Annotated in this window: 17 protein-coding genes; 11 read left to right on the top strand and 6 right to left on the bottom strand. The window is 40.6% G+C overall.

Features of this window, described 5'->3' with window-relative positions:
* Positions 1-88 precede the first annotated feature (88 nt).
* A complete protein-coding gene (locus BC659_RS16595) occupies positions 89-721 on the top strand; it encodes a hypothetical protein (RefSeq protein ID WP_133475857.1) in 633 nt (210 codons plus the stop codon).
* A 48-nt stretch (positions 722-769) separates the two neighbouring features.
* On the opposite strand, the gene BC659_RS16590 is transcribed toward BC659_RS16595, so the two are convergent.
* The gene (locus BC659_RS16590; protein ID WP_133475856.1) at positions 770-1126 is read right to left on the bottom strand and encodes a hypothetical protein; all 357 of its coding nucleotides are present in this window, start codon (positions 1124-1126) and stop codon (positions 770-772) included.
* Positions 1127-1258: 132 nt separating this feature from the next.
* On the opposite strand from BC659_RS16590, the gene BC659_RS16585 reads away from it, so the two are divergent.
* The 3 genes from BC659_RS16585 (at position 1259) to BC659_RS16575 (ending at position 4277) form a co-directional block, all read left to right on the top strand.
* On the top strand, positions 1259-2680 hold the full coding sequence (locus BC659_RS16585) for a tetratricopeptide repeat protein (RefSeq protein WP_133475855.1): 1422 nt from the start codon (positions 1259-1261) through the stop codon (positions 2678-2680).
* An 87-nt stretch (positions 2681-2767) separates the two neighbouring features.
* The gene (locus BC659_RS16580) at positions 2768-3532 is read left to right on the top strand and encodes a phosphosulfolactate synthase (RefSeq protein ID WP_133475854.1); all 765 of its coding nucleotides are present in this window, start codon (positions 2768-2770) and stop codon (positions 3530-3532) included.
* A 1-nt stretch (position 3533) separates the two neighbouring features.
* Positions 3534-4277: a shikimate dehydrogenase family protein gene (locus tag BC659_RS16575; protein WP_133475853.1), complete on the top strand. Its 744-nt coding sequence runs from the start codon at positions 3534-3536 to the stop codon at positions 4275-4277.
* 37 nt (positions 4278-4314) lie between these two features.
* Here the strand turns inward: BC659_RS16575 and BC659_RS16570 are convergent, their stop codons facing one another.
* From BC659_RS16570 to BC659_RS16555, 4 genes are read right to left on the bottom strand one after another with little or no spacing between them, the layout of a single operon-like run.
* A complete protein-coding gene (locus BC659_RS16570; RefSeq protein WP_133475852.1) occupies positions 4315-6999 on the bottom strand; it encodes a glycoside hydrolase family 3 protein in 2685 nt (894 codons plus the stop codon).
* 9 nt (positions 7000-7008) lie between these two features.
* The gene (locus BC659_RS16565; protein ID WP_133475851.1) at positions 7009-7443 is read right to left on the bottom strand and encodes an acyl-CoA thioesterase; all 435 of its coding nucleotides are present in this window, start codon (positions 7441-7443) and stop codon (positions 7009-7011) included.
* Positions 7430-8032 carry an RdgB/HAM1 family non-canonical purine NTP pyrophosphatase gene (rdgB, locus tag BC659_RS16560; RefSeq protein ID WP_133475850.1) on the bottom strand — a complete coding sequence of 201 codons (603 nt, stop codon included), beginning with the start codon at positions 8030-8032 and terminating at the stop codon, positions 7430-7432. Before rdgB ends, BC659_RS16565 begins: the two co-directional genes overlap by 14 nt.
* Positions 8029-8559 (bottom strand): hypothetical protein, encoded by a 531-nt coding sequence (locus BC659_RS16555; RefSeq protein WP_133475849.1) that lies wholly within the window; start codon positions 8557-8559, stop codon positions 8029-8031. The genes rdgB and BC659_RS16555 overlap by 4 nt, the downstream gene beginning before the upstream one ends.
* Before the next feature lie 66 nt (positions 8560-8625).
* Here BC659_RS16555 and BC659_RS16550 point away from each other — a divergent pair, with 66 nt between their 5' ends.
* Positions 8626-9690, top strand: a complete 1065-nt coding sequence (locus BC659_RS16550; RefSeq protein ID WP_133475848.1) for a branched-chain amino acid aminotransferase — start codon at positions 8626-8628, stop codon at positions 9688-9690.
* Positions 9691-9736: 46 nt separating this feature from the next.
* Here the strand turns inward: BC659_RS16550 and BC659_RS16545 are convergent, their stop codons facing one another.
* Entirely contained in the window at positions 9737-14797 is a 5061-nt protein-coding gene (locus tag BC659_RS16545; protein ID WP_162847459.1) for a T9SS type A sorting domain-containing protein, read from the bottom strand.
* A gap of 269 nt (positions 14798-15066) precedes the next feature.
* Here BC659_RS16545 and rpsL point away from each other — a divergent pair, with 269 nt between their 5' ends.
* From rpsL to BC659_RS16515, 6 genes are all read left to right on the top strand, one after another.
* Positions 15067-15447, top strand: a complete 381-nt coding sequence (gene rpsL / locus BC659_RS16540) for a 30S ribosomal protein S12 (RefSeq protein WP_026767866.1) — start codon at positions 15067-15069, stop codon at positions 15445-15447.
* Positions 15448-15483: 36 nt separating this feature from the next.
* Positions 15484-15951, top strand: coding sequence for a 30S ribosomal protein S7 (gene rpsG / locus BC659_RS16535; RefSeq protein WP_133475846.1), 468 nt, complete (start codon positions 15484-15486; stop codon positions 15949-15951).
* A gap of 542 nt (positions 15952-16493) precedes the next feature.
* The gene (locus tag BC659_RS16530) at positions 16494-16946 is read left to right on the top strand and encodes a hypothetical protein (protein ID WP_133475845.1); all 453 of its coding nucleotides are present in this window, start codon (positions 16494-16496) and stop codon (positions 16944-16946) included.
* Positions 16936-17451, top strand: coding sequence for a hypothetical protein (locus tag BC659_RS16525; RefSeq protein WP_133475844.1), 516 nt, complete (start codon positions 16936-16938; stop codon positions 17449-17451). The genes BC659_RS16530 and BC659_RS16525 overlap by 11 nt, the downstream gene beginning before the upstream one ends.
* Positions 17452-17676: 225 nt before the next feature.
* Positions 17677-18519: a hypothetical protein gene (locus BC659_RS16520; RefSeq protein ID WP_133475843.1), complete on the top strand. Its 843-nt coding sequence runs from the start codon at positions 17677-17679 to the stop codon at positions 18517-18519.
* A 9-nt stretch (positions 18520-18528) separates the two neighbouring features.
* On the top strand, positions 18529-20945 hold a 2417-nt coding region (locus tag BC659_RS16515), incomplete at its 3' end, for a beta strand repeat-containing protein (protein ID WP_133475842.1).

Here is a 20945-nt window from a genome sequence, read left to right as displayed (position 1 = left end):
TGATATTTTTCTTAAGGCCCTGCACTTGTTGCGGGGCTTTTTCATTAACATTGGCACGGAATTGTATTAGTTTACTTAAACAGGTTGTATGAAAAGAATGATGATCCCCGCTTTATTGCTGCTTTTCTGTATATCGTTGGATGCACAGCAAAGAGTAGTGGCTGAATGTACGGCCGTATATACCATTTCACTTGATGATAATAGTCTGGATGCTGAAATAGCTGCCACGCTTAAGGCAACTTCAAAAACCGTTTATATTAAAGGGATCAATAGCCGTACAGATCTTAATAGCCCGTCATTTTCACAGTCTGTCATTTATAATAAGAATACAGCTACTGCTACCATTTTGCGAACCATAGGGGCCAATAAATTTATGACGCGTCTTGATCAGGCTAAATGGGCGGCAGAACATACCCGATATGCTAATATGAAACTTGTTAAAAGTGATGATACCAAAGTGATACTGGGATATGAATGTAAGAAAATGATCCTCGAACTTACTGATGGCACCAGTTTGACTGTTTTCTATGCTACGAATATTATGCCCTCTGTAAAGGAATTTGAATACCAGTTTAAAGATGTACCGGGTTTTGTACTGGAGTATGAATCTACTGAAGGTGAAAGCAGAAAAATAAAATACACAGCGTCTCAGATTAACTTCAATCCTGTTGCGGCTTCAAGATTTGATATACCTACAAGTGGATACCGAATGCTCAATTAAGCATATAATTCAAAAGGATACAAGGTACAGGAAACAGGAAAAGTAAAATTATCGCTGAACAGGAGCTGGTGTTTTGAACTTGGGAACTTTTACTTTGAACTTGTAAGGGTAAACATAAGAGGTATTACCATTATTATAGCTCAGTAAAGAAGTTACTTCAACACCGTTTTTATCAGTTAATTGTGTGGTAGTTTGTGCACCGTTTTTGAGGTGCAGCGAATATTTCAAAGAAGCATAGGATACAGCTTTGGCAGAAAAATGGTGCATATTTTTCAGCGTGTATGTGCTTCCTTTATCTTTTTTCTCTGTAATGCCGGTAAACGTAAACGCAGCAAAAGCCAGCTGCACACCCATCACAAAGAGGGTAGCAATCGCTAGTTTTCGGGTATGTTTACGGACTGTCATTTGGACAAAGGTATTCATTTATTTAATAAAAAACCAATTCGCTTTATATTAACTTAACGTTTCGTTGTAAAAAAAGTTACGGAAATCTTGGAAAAAAGGTTTTTTAAGCCTATTTTAGGTAAACCCATTGAAATGAGAGATAATCCGTACCGCGAAGACAGAGAAGCCCTCAAAGAACTCCTCCAACAGTATCAAAATCTTAAGTCAGGCCGCCAGCACAGCTTCATTGAAGAAGATGCTTTTGAACGTATTATAGATTATTATGATGAAAAAGATGATATTAATGAGGCACTTGAGGCAGCGGAAACGGGTCTGGAACAATATCCCTATTCCTCTCAGTTAATGATTAAAAAGGCAGACCTGCTGCTGGCATCCCGTAAATATCAGGAAGCCCTGGATGTATTGGAGAATGCTGAACTGTATGATAGCAGCGATATTAATCTTTATATATTAAAAACAGATGCCTATCTGGCACTCGACCAGCAGCCCAGGGCAGTGGCATTACTGGAAGCGGCTCTGGAGATGTTTGAAGGGGAGGAGCGGCTAGATTTACTTTTTGAACTGGCAGATGTTTATGACGATTATGAAGAGTTTGATAAAGTGTTTGATTGCCTGAAGTGGATATTGGAAGAAGACCCGACCAATGAAGAAGCTTTGTATAAAATCTGCTTCTGGACAGACTTTACCGGTAGAAATGAAGAGAGTATACGATTGCACCAGCGTATCATTGAAGAACAGCCTTTTAGTGAGCTGGCCTGGTTTAACCTGGCTGCAGCTTATCAGGGGCTGAAATTGTATGAGAAGGCGATTGATGCTTATCAGTACGCAGTAGCGATCGATGAAAAATTCGATTATGCCTACCGAAATATGGGCGACGCTTACTTGCGTTTGCGTAAGTACAAGGAAGCTATTGAGGTTTTGGAAAAAGTATTGGAACTCACCCGTCCGGAAGATGTGATTTATGAAGCTATTGGACATTGTTATCACAGAATGGGTAACTATGCTCAGGCTCGGTTTCATTATAAAAAAGCTGTTCACCTGAATCCTGATGATAGTAAACTGCATTATAAAATTGCAGTTACCTATATGCTGGAAGAGCAGTGGGCAAGTGCTATTAAGCAACTTGAAAATGCCATGCGCATTCATCGTTCCATTCCAGAATACAATCTCGCCATGGGTGAGTGTAAGATGAACCTGCACCAGTACAAAGATGCCATTCTGTATTTCGGAACGGTAGTACGCTATAAAACCAGAAATGTAGCTGGCTGGGAAGCTTTGATCCGCTGCCTGATCAAGGCAGGTTTTCATGATGAAGCAATTGAACAGTGCCTTGCCGCACTGAAAGCCACGGATGGGAAACCTCTGTTCTATTTCTATCACAGTGCGATGCTATTTGTAACCGGTAAAACAAAAGAAGGATTATTAAAACTGGAAGAAGCCATGGAAAAAGCGCCACGACTGGTAAAAAAATTCATTGAGCTCAACCCTTCTATTCTTCAAAATAACCAGGTAGTAGATATCGTGGCCCGTTACAAAAAAGGAAAAAAAATTTAACTAAAACCATTAGTTTGTCATATTCATGAAAAGGCCGACCGCAAAATGCGCTGATTAACTTATTTTTGCGTGCGTAAAACAACCTACATGAATTTTAACCTTTCTCAGATTCCTGAAAGAACGCAGCAGCCCCGTAATTCCGGTTTAACAATGGTGATGGATAAAGGACTCAGTATTAATGAAGTCCATAATTTCATGAGTGTTGGCGGGCCGCATGTAGATATCGTTAAATTGGGTTTTGGTACTTCATTTGTTACGCCAAACCTGCGTGCGAAAATTGAAGCATACCAGTCGTATAATATCCCTATTTATTTTGGAGGTACCTTATTCGAGGCATTCCTGATCCGTAACCAGTTTGAGGATTACATCAGTGTGTGTAAGGATTACGGTATCAATTATATGGAGGTAAGTGATGGCTCTATCAGTATTCCACATGCAGAGAAATGCGGATATATTGAAAAACTCACCAAACACGGTACTGTGTTAAGCGAAGTGGGAAGTAAAGATGCTGCGCATATCATCCCTCCCTATAAATGGATCGAACTGATGCGTGCTGAACTCGAAGCAGGTTCTTCGTATGTAATTGCAGAAGCACGTGAAGCAGGTAATGTGGGTATTTATCGTGGTAGCGGTGAAGTACGGGAAGGTCTGGTACAGGAAATTCTGACACAGATACCGGAAGAAAAAATTATATGGGAAGCACCTCAAAAAGCACAGCAGCTGTATTTTCTTGAACTGATAGGCTGCAATGTAAATCTTGGAAATATTGCCCCTCACGAAATACTAGCACTTGAAGCGATGCGTATTGGATTACGTGGTGATACTTTTGAGTTATACCTGAATAAAGCATAAGATGAAACGCTATGGCCTTATAGGCTATCCGCTTAGCCATTCTTTTTCACAGCGTTACTTCACAGAAAAATTCGCTAAGGAATCTATTGAGGATGCTGTGTATGAAAATTACCCCATCCCCGATATTTCAGCTTTGAAACAGATTCTGCGGGAGAAAACAGATCTCTGTGGTTTCAATGTTACGATTCCCTACAAAAAAGAAATACTGGGTTATTTGTCGGCGAGTACAGAAGCTGTTCAGAAAATGGGGGCCTGTAACTGTGTTAAACTTGAAGGCGGAGTTCTTACTGGTTATAACACTGATGTAGTTGGGTTCGAACTATCATTATTACCCTGGTTGAAAACACATCATCAAAAAGCGCTGATACTCGGAACTGGCGGTGCAGCTGCAGCGGTGGCATATGTTTTCAACAAAAGAAATATTGTATTTCAATACGTTTCAAGAAACAGGTCTGCAACATCGATTGTCTATGAAGATCTGAATGAAACCATCATAAATAGTCATACCCTGATTATTAATACGACACCGCTTGGTATGTCGCCAATGACAGATCAGTATCCACCACTTCCATATCAATGGATGGGACAGCAACATCATTGCTTCGATCTGATTTATAATCCTGCTGAAACGGTATTCCTGCAAAAAGCCAAACAAGCAGGTGCTTCTATTCAGAACGGAGCGGAAATGCTGATGATTCAAGCTGAAGAAAGCTGGCGTATCTGGAACGGAAGAAATAATGAATAATGAATGTAGAATAATGAATATCGAAGTTGGTTATTCATTATTCCACCAGCAGGTTTCCTTTGAGTCTGATATCTCTTGATGAAGAACCTATCATTAACCTGAAGCTACCTGATTCTATTACTTTATTCATATCTGCATTGAACAGGGAAAGATGCTCAGGTAATATGTTGAAATATACTTTCCTGCTTTCACCTGCTTTGAGATGAATACGTTCAAAACCTTTTAGCTGCATTACAGGCTGCGAAACAGAAGATAATATATCGCGGATATACAATTGTACCACCTCATCACCCTCACTTTTACCGGTATTGGTGATGGTACAGGATACTAAGCAGCTGTCGCCTTTTTTCAAACTTACTTTTGGGATATTTAGATCTGAAAATTGAAAATCAGTATAACTCAAACCAAATCCAAAAGGAAAAAGTGGCTGACCGCTCAGGTTATTGTAATCATCGCCACGTCCGGTAGGAGCATGGTTATATACCAATGGTAACTGAGCTTCCGAGAGAGGGAATGTAATGGGTAATTTACCGGAAGGATTATAATCGCCCATCAGTACACTGGCAATGGCATGTCCGCCCTGTTCGCCCGGGTACCATGCTTCTATAATAGCATCCACCTTATCAATCCAGTTGGTCATATTCACAGCACTACCACCTATTAATACAACAATTATTTTCTTTCCGGTTTTAGTAAGCTCGCTAATTAATTTTTCCTGTAATCCAGGTAGTTGAAGAGAGGCCCGATCCCTGAATTCACCTTCTTCAATACCTGCCACTATAATTACAGCATCCGCTCCTTTTGCAATGTTAATTGCCTGCTTTATTTTATTAGCATCCTTATTCTCAACATCCCGATCCCATATTAATTTAATATGGGCATTGCCATTGGTTTCTTTAAACTCTACACGTATGGTGTATTCCTTATCTTTCTGTAATTGAACAGGCGCAAGGCGTGTATGATAACTTTTTTTTTCCCATTGATCAATGATAAGTTTGTTATCCAGGTATAAACGAAAACCATCATTGCCTTCCAAGCCTATATTGAAATGACCGCTGATAGGAGCATGCAGATTACCGGTCCATGAAACACTGTAAAAATCATTGGGTAATTGCTGATCCGGTCCATACAGGGTCCAATGAAAATCAACGTTTTTATCTGTACGCTCTAAAACAGGTGTACCAGAAAGGTCTATATTGCTGTAATAAACTCCTTTGAGACCATTTATTTTTTGATTACCGTTTCTGTGTGATAATACTGTTGCCGGAATAACCGTATAGTGTTGTTCCTTTCTTGCAACCCCTTCACTGTAGATGACCTTTGTTTTTGGCAGCAATGTTTGAAGCCCATGCAGAATGCTTACTTTTTCATTCCCCGCTCCACTATACCCGCCGAGTCTTGCTTCAGTGGCGTCTGCGCCTATTAATGCAATAGAGCGGATATTTTTTGAAAGGGGTAAAGTGTTTTTTATATTCTTTAATAATACAATGGATTCCAGTGCGGCTTTTTTGGCCAATAACTGATGCGCTGTTTTATAGCTATTGTCTGCTGCCATTTGTTCATCTACATAGGGCTGCTCAAATAATCCCAGTTGAAACTTGGCCGTTAAAACACGCGCTACAGCATCATCTATTCTTTGTTGTGGAATACTGCCATCCAGAAATGGAGGGATGAAAAGTTTATAGTGATCTATCTGTGTCTGAAAAACTACATCCAGGCCATTGCTGATGGCTTGTTTACCAGCATCAGCATAATCTTTGGCTGTATAGTGTAAAACATTGGCACCGCCCACAGCACTGGCATCCGAGATTACAAATCCATCAAAGCCCCATTGGTTTTTGAGCGTTTCTGTGAGTATTTTTTTATTTGCAGTAGCGGGACTTCCATCAACAGAATTGTAAGAAGTCATAATGGATCTTGCACCTCCTTTTTTTATCGCATCTATAAAAGGTGGATAATGAATTTCCTGTAAAATCCTCTCATTAAAGTAAACAGGATAACTGTCTCGGCCGCCATCTCCAACATTGGCAATAAAATGTTTAGGTGTGGTGATAATATTTTTTTGTTCAAAGGATCTGATGAATGCAGTGCCCATTTTTGCACTTAGAAAAGGGTCTTCGCCGTAGGTTTCTTCTGTTCTTCCCCAGCGAACATCAGTAGCTATATTGATGACCGGAGATAATACCTGTCTGATACCCCTGACAGCTGCCTCATCGGCAATGGCATCAGCAACCTGTTCCATCAGTTTCGTGTTCCAGGAAGCGGCCAGACCAATACTCTGAGGGAACACAGTAGCACCTTCGCGAACCAGTCCATGTAAAGCCTCATCAAATGGAATCATGGGAATACCAAGTCTGGTTTGCTCAACAAAATAGCGCTGAATGGCATTTATTTTTTTTGCTAGATTGGCTGCATTTTCGTGGGTATTGTATTTCAATAATTGCTGTGCTGCGTTGTCATCTGAACTGCCTGCACTTACCTGAAAACCAAATAAACCATGTTTGTATTTTTCCTCTTCACCCTTGTTTATTTCACCCGGTATCATAAAAAGCTGGAAGAATTTTTCTTCTGCTGTCATTCTCGATAAAAGATCTTTGACTCTTTCAGGTATGGGTATGTTTTTATTTTTATATGCGGGTATACTCTGTGCAGAAACAGGTGAGCTGAAAACGAACCAGCCCGCAAGCATATAAATGAAAGAGAGAACGCAGCTTTGCTTCATGGCTTTTGCTTATGAATGTGTAAGTTTTGCAATGGCTTCTTCTGGTATGCTTACTTTTTTCTTAAGTGCATAATCATAACAGATCATACCTGTTTTTGCTTTGGCTGCCATTATCAATCCTTCATTTGTAATCAGTTCCGCTTTGTAGTAAAGATCAAAACCTAGTTTATCGATGTCAGCAGCAGCAACCGAAATGCGTACTATGTCGAGATGATTCAGTTCTCTTTTATATTCCAGTGCAATATCTGCCATAATTAAACCCACACCTGCAAAAGAAAGTTCCCGGTAACCGAGTGAAAGTAAATACTGTTGACGGGCTTCATGTATCAATGCGAGAAAAACATCATTGCCAACATGTCCGCCATAGTTAAGATCTGTAATACGGATACTGAGTTCTGTATAAAAAGGAAAATATGTTGGTAATGTAAGTTTAATTCTGTTCATCTGTAAGCTGGTTTAAGAAATCGACTAATTGTGTAATGGCTTTCTTTCGGTGGCTGTACTGATTTTTTTCTTCCAAAGTCATGTCAGCAAAACTAATCGTAGCACCATCAGGTATAAATACAGGATCATATCCAAAGCCGCTCTTCCCTTCTGATTGTATTTTTGAAATACTACCTTTGCAGATGCCTTCAAACTGGTATTCATGTTGGTCCCAGATCAATGATACCACCGTTCTGAACTGTGCTGTTCGATTTTCTTTACCATCCAGATTCAGTAGCAATTTGTCGATATTAGCCTGAAAATTTTTTTGTTCGCCTGCATATCTTGCACTTTTTACGCCCGGCTCGCCATGTAAGGCAAATACTTCGAGACCTGTATCTTCACTAAATACATTTTTGCCTGTAAGCCGATGAATGGTGCCCGACTTTTCAGCAGCATTCTCTTCCAGTGTGGGATGAGGTTCCGGAATATCTATATCAATGCCGGCTTCCTGTAAAGTAATAACGTTCACCAGCTTTCCGATGATACTATTGATTTCGTTAACCTTGTGCTGGTTATTGGTTGCAAATATGAGTGTAGGTCTGTTCATGAGAGGTTGAACATATTTTTAAGGCTGAGCCATAATTTACTTTTCTCCAATTTTGCCTCACGGGAATCATTGGTAAGCAAATCAAGCGAAGGAGCAAAAAGCATCGAACACTGATCATAGGCCTGTACCTGATAATTTGGTAAGTCGAATGGAAGTTGCAGCGCAGAAGGTTTAATATCGAATACAATCAGGAAGTTGGGTTTCAGCCTCGATTTAATATTGGAAAAATCTGAAGGATTCGTATAAAAATTAACAATTGCAACATCTCCGAGATTCAGCTTACAGGCAGCAAGAATAGCTGATAAAAACTGCAGGGATGTGTCATTCAGATACACGGCCTGCTCATCTTTTACCAGGATAGATATATTTTTTTTGTTATCCCCCAAAAAATCTGTCCTGACAGCTGTTTCAACCTGCTTTTTTTTGGGTAAATTGCCCTCAGGTATTGGCTCGCCGATCACGACCAACTGTGCTTTATAGAGGTCGCATAGTACAAAATCCGGAAGTTGATTACTGAGGTTGTTCATGCCATGTATAATATTAACAGTTGTTAGTTTTTATTTTTTTCGTTTCTTTGCGCCAAATATAGAACTATGACAGCAGCACTAGACATAAACGTTACGAAAGTTGAGACCAGTAAGTTACTCGATATGAGTCTGGAAAATATTCCTTTTGGAAAATATTTTACTGATCATATGTTAGAGGCTGACTACGAGAATGGGGAGTGGAAAAATGTGGAGATCAAACCTTATCAACCGCTATTAATGGAGCCTTCTATGGCTGCATTACATTATGGACAGGCCATATTCGAGGGTATCAAAGCCTACAGAGATCAGGAAGGAAATGTATCTATTTTCAGACCACTGGATAATTTTAAACGTTTTAATATTTCTGCAGAACGCATGCAGATGCCTACAGTTCCTGAAGAAATTTTTATGGAAGGGATGCGTCTATTGATTGATATCGATAGAAACTGGGTGCCTTCTATGAAGGATCACTCACTCTATATTCGCCCATTTATGTTTTCATCCGATCCAGTGATTGGGGTGAAGCCTTCTGAGAGCTATAAGTTCATGATTATTTTAAGTCCGACAGGCCCTTACTATACAGCACCGATGAAAATCTATGTAGAAGAAAAGTACACACGTGCGGCTCCGGGTGGTGTTGGTTTCTCCAAAAACGCAGGTAATTATGGAGCCAGCATGCTGGCGACCGCGCAGGCTAAAAAAGCTGGTTATGATCAGGTACTTTGGACAGATGCTTTTGAACACCGCTATCTGCAAGAAGTGGGAACCATGAATGTGTTCTTTATTATTGGTAATACAGCCATTACGCCTTCACTGGAAGAAGGGACGATTCTGGCGGGGGTTACCAGAGATAGTGCGATGGAAGTATTAAAGGATATGGGCTTTGAAGTAATCGAGAAAAAAATCAGCATTGAAGACCTGATGGATGCACACCGTGCCGGGCTTTTATATGAAGTATTCGGAACGGGTACAGCTGCCACCATTTCACTGATTAAAGAACTGCGTTACAAGGATTATGTGATGAATTTTGATACCGACAAATGGAAAACGGCGCCTGAATTAAAGGCAAGGCTGACTGATATCCGCGAAGGAAGAGCAGCCGATACACATGGATGGATGTTCAGGGTATAATTCGTTATACAACTTATAGGAAAGGCTCACAGCGGTGAGCCTTTTTTTATAGTTTTATAAACGGTTTAGCGATAACGTATTTGCCTGCATGAACTTCAACTATATAATGCCCCTTCAAAAGCCTGGCAATTGAAATTTGTTGAGTAAAATCCTGTTGTTCTCCCATAGAACGACTTAATAATACCTGACCTTGCATGTTTTTTATGAGAATAGTATTGATTGCTTTTTCCTTTGCCTGAACAACAATCATGAGTGTTTGTATGGCGGGTACAGGATATAGCTGCAGGCTAAGTATTTCCTGTATAGGTTCCGGAGTTGAGGGATACCGTATAACAAACCTGTTTCTTCCCCAACTGGCCGGATCACCGGTTATATGAAATTTGTATGAATGGTTACTGTCTATCTTTATTTTGGATCCAGTAAAAAAGTCATGTAATTCAAGGTGGATACCCGGTTTTATACTAACGCGTGAAAACGAAATAGTGAATTCACCTTTTGTTTTTGAATCAATACCCAGTGGTATATAAGTCCTGTTTGTTAACCATCTTGCATCAACAGATAAGGGAATCGTATCGGCACTCAGACTATATAAATTAGATTCCGGATTCATGATTTTCTCGGCGTCGGTAGCATCGTACCTTGTTCTTGCAGAATCTACATCCAGTATCTGTAGTTTATCATGAATTATGTTATCTTTCAACAGATCTATGCTTATCTGATAGGTATTTTCTAACTCACCTTCCAATGAGTCTAGTAAGATATTCAGTAATTTTGCCTGTTCTGTATAAGATAACACCAAAGGCTTGCCTGCAATAGCTTTTACCATAAAACCTTCCATTGGCTGTATAGAGTTATTAGCGGAGAAATTTTTTGCGAGATAGGCCCCTTTTTCTGCAAGCCCCGTATCCCATATCCAATAATAATTACCAATGCCTTCACTTCTTATAATATATTTTGAGTTGATAGTCGACATGTATGGATTTCCTGTTAATACATAATTGCTGTCATTATTGATGAATAGTTCAGTATCTATATTGCCTGTATTTAGTTCACTTTTAACATGCATGGTTAGTGACCTGTTATTCATATCTGAATGGCCGGGTTTTGAAAACAGGATTCCATTACCTGGTTTCCATTGCAAATGATTGGTGGTAATGCCCTGCCAGATAAAATCCGGCATATTAAGGTTGACAGGCATTTCATTGTTCAGGATGAAAATACTGTCGGCTACCGGTAAGCCTGATTGAAAATAAACTATGTCTTTCTCCTGTAATAAAGCAGGATTTTCCGGGTTATAGTTCAATAAGTTTTTTTTGAATGGATGATGAATGAAACGCTCTTTTGCTCTTCCGTGAAAAATATGCCGTAATAAAATATCTCCTTTCAATTGTATGTCTGAAGCATTTGCATGATTCGAGGCATTGGGATTGAGCACGAGTAAATTGTTAGTCTGAAAAATACCTTTTTGAACAGCAAAATAATCGTTTATAAAAAGGGTGTCGTTAAGTGTGAGATCAATACTGGATACCAGTAAACGTGCTATTGTTTTATGAATGAAAATAGAGGTGTGTAAGAGCTGCTTCTCCCTTCCTGCAGAGATAAGTGTACCATTGGTGGCATCTATAGCATTGTTTCCGGAAAGAGTACCCGAGAAAATAAATGGAGCATTGAGCAAAAGAAGGGCAGTGCTATCGACGTGTAATGATCTGCAGCGCCCTGTATCATTGATTTCAATGATGTTTTTTTGTGAACTGGTATTTATTTGTACATCTGTTTGGTTATCAGGAACAATACCTCCGCACCAGTTACCACCTGCATTCCATTGATTAGATTGATTGCCTAACCATAGACCGTTGGTGCGTACCTGGATATGGATGGGGCTTGATGTGTCGGTGCAATTTCCGGATGAAACAATGCGCCTGAATTTTCGGCTGCTTTGTAATGGTAATGGTTGATAGATTTCTTTGTTATGAATGCCCTCAGCCTGCTGATAAATCTGATTGTTGTTGTCGGATTGCCAGCTAAAATGATAAACTCCGTTACCACCGGTTAATAACGCTCCTCTCAGAGGCTGAGCTGTAAAACCTGCACAAATGATTTGATCAGATGAAATGGTATTGCCTTTGATAGGATCATTAATTTGAAACCTGATTCTTTTCTGGATTGTATGAATACCGTCAGATACCTGAAGTACACATTCATCTGTACCGCCGGTATTCGGTTTCGGGGAGTAAAAAACATGAGAAGGAGGCTGACTGGTTGCATTCCATCTTGTTGAAAAAGGGAAGCCCTCTATTTGTCCTTTTAACGGCCCTTCAATCATACTCCATTGAATGTTTTCTCCTTGTTCTGCGTTATGAATCTGTAAAGCGTGAACTAATGTGCTAAAACTGTTTTTACAGACATCTATTACACTAACTGTATCTCTAAAATAGGGTGAGATACCATCAACAAATACCTGCGATAAATTTCCGATGTTTTTTAATGCGGGTAGCAGACTGTTTCCACTGCTGTCTTTCATATTTTCAACATTGAATAGCTGGTTGGCCATATTGAGGCCATCTTTATCTGAGACTCCTTCCTGAATCGGCCAGTAAAACCTGAGCATGGTTGATGAGCCTGTTATGTATTTTGTTCTGTGAATTGTATTGCCCACTGTTATTTCAAGCCATGGTGAGGGAGCTTGTGAAGAAATGGCCAATGGTTTTGAAACAAAGATGCTGAAATAGAGTGTGTCACCAAGGCCATACGTACGCCCTACAGGTGTTAATACATTCGTGATTACGGGAGCGACGGCATCAATTTTTATTTCGCTGAATATACCAGCATTGGCAATGGTATTCACGAGTAGATTACCGGCTTTATCGGTAATGATTGAATTGTTCAGTGTGATAGTATTGGCAACACGAATACCATCCATATCCAGATCATCGGGCTGTACGGTGTAACAAAAAATAAATATTGAATCATGTATAATACGGTACAAAAATGGGTTCTTAATTCTTGTACCAACAGTTACAGCCAGTACCGGACTGCCATGGGTACTATCTGTCATGACAGGTTCGGAGAAGCGGATAGAAAAAAATAGTATATCGCCTGCTTTGTATATTTTTTTATCGGGTACGCTGATACGATCAATAGAAGGTCTTGTCAGATCAATTGCATCGTTGCTTTGCTGAATGATGAACTGGTTTTCTGTATTTTGATTACCTGTTTCGTCTGTTAATATTAATGAAACCAAAATATTCTCCTCCGCTTTTACTTCCTTACCATTATTTCGTATGATGCAATAGGTTTTCCAGAGACTGTCGTGAATGCCGGCGAACTGCTGTAACGGATATCCTGCGAGGTTGCCGTTAAGAAAATTGAGTAAACCCTTTTCAGGTTTGGTCTCTATCATAACCCATACTGTATCGCCAGATTTGTAAGGGCGATTTTCAATTTGAAGAGACCTGATCACAGGTCCGGTTTTGTCTATCATTATCGCGTTTGCCTCATAAGGCACATTCAGAACCGAAGGCTCAGGATGATCAGCCGGCTTAAAAACCGGTGTAATGATACCATCTGTATTTCCGGTCTCTATGCTGATTTTCCAGACAAGGTTCTGTGCTGTTACCGTAATTATTTTTGCGGAAGTAGGCTGGTTGGATGCTATGTAAAAGTCCGTGGCCTGGATGCCGTTTACTTTTTCTTTGAAGGTTATTTCGTAGATAATGGTATCCTTGTTTGTACGATCATTTCCCCTTCTGCTAAAATGCAGAACCGATGTAGGTGTAAACCAGGAAACGGTATTTCCATAAGAAATACCTGCCGCATTTCTACAATAGGAACGGAAATAGAGTTTGCTGCCGGAAGGAAGCTGGTAAAGGTTGGCTGAAAAGAAAGGGTCTTCATTGGCTATGAGTAGGGTATTATGTGAAACCAATGGTAATGCATCTGTTCCCCAGCAAATTCCTTTCTCGAGAATAGGAGCCCCGCCATTGTCTGGTATTGAAACATATATCCGGCATTCGTAAGGTCCTGTTTGCACAAGCGAATCGGTTCTGATAACAGGAAGGGCCGGTTTCGTGGTAAAGTACTGAATAGGCGAGCAGATGGTAGCCTGTTGATTCTGGGCGATAAACCGGTAATAATATTTCTTGGCAGGTAATAATGCTGCTGCTGTAGCAATAACCCTTGTATGACCCGATCCTTGCTCTATCATTGAAGGGATGACTTCCTTTAACGGAGTAGCATTTTGCAAATCAGCTGTAGTGTCTATGAGTACTTTTACAGTAGTAGCCAATAGTTGATCATTGATATATGCGCTCATTACCACATTATTGCTGCCAATACTGTCAGTTTTTATCTGTTGAATTTCGGGTGCGCCTGTTTGCTGAAAAGCGAGTAAACTAAAATCGTCAACAGCCATACCGTCATCACTGCCGGTTTCATCAGTATCAGACCATTGCAATCTGAGTACTTGCCCAGGTAGCCAGCTGATATCGGTTAGGCTGTCTTCTATCCAGATTTGGTTCTGGACCAGATGTCCATTCAAAGTAGCAGCACCGGAACTGGTATGTAGTGAGTAGATATTGAGAGTAGGCTTGGGTTTTAAGGTGTCTGATAAAAGATTGTCAGCATTTCCAGCCTGGTAGCCGAATACCCAGTTGTTTTTGTTACCTGAACCACCTTTGCGCCATTGGGTGGCCAGGAAACGCATTTGTATGCGGTTGAGTATGAGACCGGTTTCATTTTTGAGAACCAGACCGAATGCATATATACCCGTTCCTGAGGCAATTGATCCAAGGGCCCGGTTACTGCCGGTTCCATAGCTATAGACGCCACTTCCCGTAGCAGACCCGGTGCTGGCTGAAAAATTGGTATTTGTCTGGCTGCCGGCCACTTGTAAAATATACCAGCCTTCTAACCCCGTGGTTATAACTGAACTGTTGCTCAAAGAATGTGGTCCTTTTCCGGCGAGGCTTAAACTGCCACTTGAGGGGAGTCCATTAAAATTCTGATGAATAAAGCTCCCCGTCTGCGTATAGGATAGGGGGGTGAATTGGCCTTTCAGGCTCAAAATTGAGGATACAAAGAGAAAGATATGAAATAATATTCTGAGCATAAACCGGGTTTTCAGCTTAAACCTAAGCCCAGAAAACATCCAATCGTTTACCGTCGAGCCAACGACGTAGAAATTCATGGTAAATCCATGTATTTTTACCTGTTATTATAAATTTTCAGCGCTTGGGTGGGACGGTGGAGGGGTAAAAAAGGATGAAAAAGGGTAGAAAATCAAAGATTATCCACAGTTGGCCGTAAAAATTTTGAAAACTTTTTGAAGTTTGCGATGCAGCCATTACCTTTGCCGTCCGAAATTTTAAACGGTAAAGAATGCCTACAATACAGCAATTAGTTAGAAAAGGTCGCGAAATTATCAGGGCCAAAAGTAAATCAAGGGCTTTGGATGCTTGTCCGCAGCGTCGCGGCGTGTGTACAAGGGTGTATACTACCACTCCAAAGAAACCGAACTCAGCTCTGCGTAAAGTAGCGAAAGTGCGTCTGACCAATAAAGTTGAAGTTATCGCATATATTCCTGGTGAAGGTCATAACCTGCAGGAGCACTCAATCGTATTGATCCGTGGTGGTCGTGTAAAAGATTTACCAGGTGTACGTTACCATATTGTACGTGGTAGCCTCGATACTGCCGGTGTGAAAGACCGTAAGAAGAGCCGTTCTAAATACGGAACCAAGAAAGAAAAGGCAAAAAAATAACCTAATAATCTGTTAATCAGCTAATTACTATACGTCATGCGTAAAGCACAAGCAAAAAAATTACCCTTAGCGCCAGATGGTCGTTTCAATGACAAACTGGTAACCCGTTTTATTAATAACCTGATGTGGCAGGGTAAGAAAAGTACTGCAATCAATATTTTCTACGATGCAGTAGACAAAGTAACCAAGATGACCGGTGAGGATGGTTATGAAACCTGGAAGAAGGCGATAGCCAATGTTACCCCTGCTGTAGAGGTTAGAAGCCGTCGTATCGGTGGTGCTACTTTCCAGATTCCGTCTGAAGTTCGTGCTGACCGTAAGATTTCTCTGAGCATGAAATGGTTGATCCGTTACAGCCGTGAGCGCAATGGTCGTACCATGGCAGATAAGCTGGCAAATGAGATCGTTGCTGCCAGTAAAGGTGAAGGTGCTGCTTTCAAAAAGAAAGAAGATACCCACAGAATGGCAGAAGCTAATAAGGCCTTCTCTCACTTCAAAGTATAAATTAAATACTTTTTATATAAAAGCCCCGCAATGGGGCTTTTTTTATGCATATTATAATTCAATTAAAATAGTGACCGTAGTTCAATTACTACATGATTATAGTGTTATATTTGCAATACAATATCCAATCCTACAAAGCACCAGGCTTTTAATCCTCACCTTGTACCCCCGATGAGTTTAATCCGCTCATCACCCTATTCTGAATCCAGTCCTTGAAAAGCTGTATTATTCCTATGTGAAAGATTGATAATCAATCTATCGCAACCCAAAATCCTGATTCTCTGAAGACAGCGTTTTAATAAAACGCCGAATCTTGTAAGTCTTGCGCTTGCACCCGGTCCAATCCTTTGAAACCAAACCAGTCCAATCCATCCACGATATTTTGATCTGTCCGGTATTGTCCGTTCATTCCAATGAACCGCCCCGCACAGAAGACGAAAGCTCGTTATCCTCTGCAGACCATGCTGATCAGAAAGCAACGATTTCTGAAATAACCAAGCAAATAATCTGGAAATCAACAAAAGATGAAACTGACTAAAAAAATGCAAGCATTTGTTTTGACTGCCCTATTGGCATCAGGTGCTTTCTTTTTTACCGGTTGTAGCAAAGATCCTGTTGTTACTAAATCGCAGCATGAATTGATGTTTGATTACCTGACCAGTGAGTTGGGTAATAAACAGTGGTTCCTGAAAGCTATTTATGTAAACGGTGTTTTACAACCGCTGACGGATGCACAAAAGAAGTATTACAAAACCTACACACGTTCTCTTTCCCCGGCTTTCAGTGCCACTTTTCTGGATGATGATGGAAACAGAGGGACAGCTCGTTTGTTGAGTCAGCTTCAGTTAAAGGAAACTATTACAAATGGTCCTTTAGGAGGTACGGTGAGAGATTATATCATCCTGGAATTAAAGGAAAAATCAATGGATCTGGAGATCAGCAACCCTCCCGGATACCCCACACAGATTGTGAGAGAAGTATACTATGCCAATTAAGAAACTAACATATTTCATCATCATAGTTTTGGTGCTTGCCTGTACTACGGGTAAGGCCCAGATGAGTATTAGTTTCCTTAGTACCAATAGCGGTATTATTTCAACCCCCTTTGTAAATATTGGCGGTTCTGCCAAATGTTTGTCAATTGGTGGTTCAGCGGCCGCCCTTGGTATTGCCAACAACGGCACAGGTCTTTTTCAGGCTGCCTGCCAGGAAAAGCCACCGGTGGCAGATACTACGGCCTTTTCTTTATCGTTAAATGTATATCCGAATCCAACCAGAGGTTCTGCGATGCTGAGGGCTTCAGGCGAATTCGATGCGAATCTGTTCTGTATTGTTCGTGTAGTAGCCATGGACGGAAAAGTGATTTTGGGTGAAAGAGTGGCGATGAGTAAAATTAAAGCCGGTTATCAGATTAACGGAAATGCATGGGCAGCAGGAAAATATGCGGTAACGGTGGAGCTGATGAATAAGCGTTATAGTTTGCTCTTAAGCAAATTATAATGGTAGAAGTCGTGAAAAGGTTAAAATATAAGGTATTTTTGTATGTTAATCGGTTCGTAACTTACTGAGTGCCTGAAACATAAAACAGAGACATTGACATATCCTATGAAAGACCATTTTTTTTTTTAAAGTCTTGTCCTCTGAACAACAAAAGGTTTTAAAGCCGTATCCTATGGAAAACTATTAAGTCTGAACTTAATTGTTAACCGTATATAAGTAACGTGTATGAAAAACACAAGCATTAAACTGAGCATTCTTTTTCTGTTAGTCTTTCTGACAGAAAGTCTCATTGCGCAGCCACCGCCATTTTGGTTTTTGCAAAGTGTAGCCAAAGACAATCAGGGTAATCCTGCACGTAACCGTACCATTCATATACGTAGTGCAATTTATCAAGGCCGACCTGTTGGTGGAACCCTGGTGTTTGAAGAGTCACATCAGGTTCAGTCGGATAATGATGGCGTATTTGGTTATACTATGGGTAGAGGTATCAGATCTACGAACCCTGCTTTGAAAGACAGTTTAAATAAAATTGAATGGGGCAATGGTCCTTATTTCATAAACACTAAAATAGCCATATCTCCTTCTATTCCTGCACCCTGGTGGATACCTGCCAATAATTATGTAGATATCGGTACATCTCAAATCATGAGTGTGCCTTATGCATTGTATGCAGGTAATGCCAGTGTAACGAATGTTAACACGAATATTGCTGCAGGTCCACCCAATACTTTTTTAACTACAGATAGTTTAGGAAATGTGAATTGGACAACGCCACAGGCTGCTCAGGTAAGTGTTACTCAGGTATCGAACTTCAATCTTAACTTGAATGTTATTGCAGGGCAGAATGCAAGAATTGCAGCGAATACCACAACGGTAATCCGTGTGCCTGTTACCAATGCAAAGCAGGGAGATCCTATTTTGATTACAGCATTGGATGATTATCAGAACTGGACAGTTTATGGGGCATGGTGTAAGGAGGACGGATTTGTTAATATTCGATTTGCAAATTTTACGGCGCAACCTGTAGATGTATTAGGGAGCTTGTATAAAATAGTACTTGTTAAATAAAATAAATTAGTGAGCACCAGTCAACGCATTGTGAGAAAAATTGAATACATACATAAAGGGCTTATCATTTTATTGGTGGTATTTGTATCATTAATATCTAAGATCAATGCGCAAACCTTTGGTGATAACCTGGGTAGTCATATTGCACAAGATACTTTGCGTATGAACGGATTCCGTATTGTAAATGCGCAGGGGATTGCCATAGGTACGGCTCGGATTCTCAATAATAATATTGCCTTACAGATCGATGGTTTGGATAAAGCGCTATTGCTTCCTCGTGTTACAGATACTTTGGCTATTCCTGTATCTAATACCTTAAATGGTATGTTGGTATATAGTTTGGCTGATGATAAGTTTTACTTCAGGCAAAACGGAGTATGGGTAAATTTTGGAACACAAAACAGCAGTACAGGTGTTGTATCTTTTAATGGACAGGTGGGAGCTATTACCATGAGTGGAGATGAAACCACGGGTATTAAAGTTACCAATGTGGCCGGTACCAATGAATGGATCGTATCTGCAACGAATACGGTGGCATTGTGGAATGCCAACCGATTAATGGGAAGGCAGATATCTGGACAAGCTCCTCTCCCGGGTCAGGCTTTAGTTTGGGATGCAGGGGTAAATGCGTGGATACCTAAAAATGTAAGTAGTCTGGCAGTACCTACTGTTACGGGACAAAAAACGGATTCCATTGTCACTACGATCAATGGTACGCTTCGGAAAATACCATCATCTCATTTTCTTTTTATTACTGACACAGCCGCTATGCTTAGCGGCTATGTTCGTGAACAGCGTTTTCTCGATTCATTGGCTGCTATCAGGGCAAGTATGTCGCAATTGAAAGTGAATGTTGATACGCTCCCCAATCTGGTGGTAACGGGTACGATTACTGGTGGAACTTATAGCGGAACACTTGCTGCCAATGCGCAGGCAAGTATTACCAACCTTGCGAATATCAATACTATAACAGCTACTACGGCTAATATTACCAACGCAAAAATCACCAATCTCACAGGATTGGCCAATCTAAGTGCAACGGGAACCATACAGGCAGGTACGCTAAGTGCAACCAATGCAACCATTACGAATATATCGGGACTAACCAACCTGAGTGTAACTAGTACATTGCAGGCAGGCAATATTAATGCAACGAATATTAAGGGAAGCAACGGTGTGTTTGATAATATCACTGTGACCGGTAATATTATTGGAGGAACGATCAGTGCTACACTGAATGCCGGTACACAGAATAGTATTACGAACCTGGCAAATATCCAGAACATTACATCTACCGGTACAATCAGTACGAATGTGATCAGTGCTACCACTGCCAATATTTCTAATCTTACTGGTGTCAATAATTTCAGTGTAACAAATACGATTCAGGCGGGTACGGTAAGTGCGACGAATGCGAATATCAGTAACCTGAGTGGCTTAAGTAATTTAAGTGTAACGGGAACAGCACAGATCGGAACGGTGAGTGCAACGAATGTGAATGGAGGTAATGGAACCTTTGATAATATCACTGTAACGGGTAATATCGTAGGTGGAACGATCAGTGCTACGCTGAACGCCGGTACACAGAATAGTATTACGAACCTGGCAAATATCCAGAACATTACATCTACCGGTACAATCAGTACGAATGTGATCAGTGCTACCACTGCCAATATTTCTAATCTTACTGGTGTCAATAATTTCAGTGTAACAAATACGATTCAGGCGGGTACGGTAAGTGCGACGAATGCGAATATCAGTAACCTGAGTGGCTTAAGTAATTTAAGTGTAACGGGAACAGCACAGATCGGAACGGTGAGTGCAACGAATGTGAATGGGGGTAATGGTACCTTTGATAATATCACTGTAACGGGTAATATCGTGGGTGGAACGATCAGTGCTACACTGAATGCCGGTACACAGAATACGATTACGAATCTGGCGAATATCCAGAACATCACTGCTACGGGTAATATTACAGCTGGCAGTATCAGTACCACGACAGCGAATATTACGAACCTGACAGGTTTAAATAATTTAACGGCTACCGGTACGATTACAGCGGGTACAGTAAGTGCAACAAATGCTACGATTACCAACTTAAGTGGTCTGACCAATTTAAGTGTAACGGGAACAGCACAGATCGGAACGGTGAGTGCAACAAGTGTAAACAGCACGGGCGGTACCTTTGATAATATCACTGTAACGGGCAATATCGTGGGCGGAACGATCAGTGCTACTTTGAACGCCGGTACACAGAATACAATCACGAACCTGGCGAATATCCAGAACATCACTGCTACGGGTAATATTACAGCTGGCAGTATCAGTACCACGACAGCGAATATTACGAACCTGACAGGTTTAAATAATTTAACGGCTACCGGTACGATTACAGCGGGTACAGTAAGTGTAACAAATGCTAC

This window comes from Sediminibacterium goheungense (assembly GCF_004361915.1).
GTDB lineage: Bacteria > Bacteroidota > Bacteroidia > Chitinophagales > Chitinophagaceae > Sediminibacterium > Sediminibacterium goheungense.
This window is presented reverse-complemented; position numbering and strand designations above follow the sequence as displayed.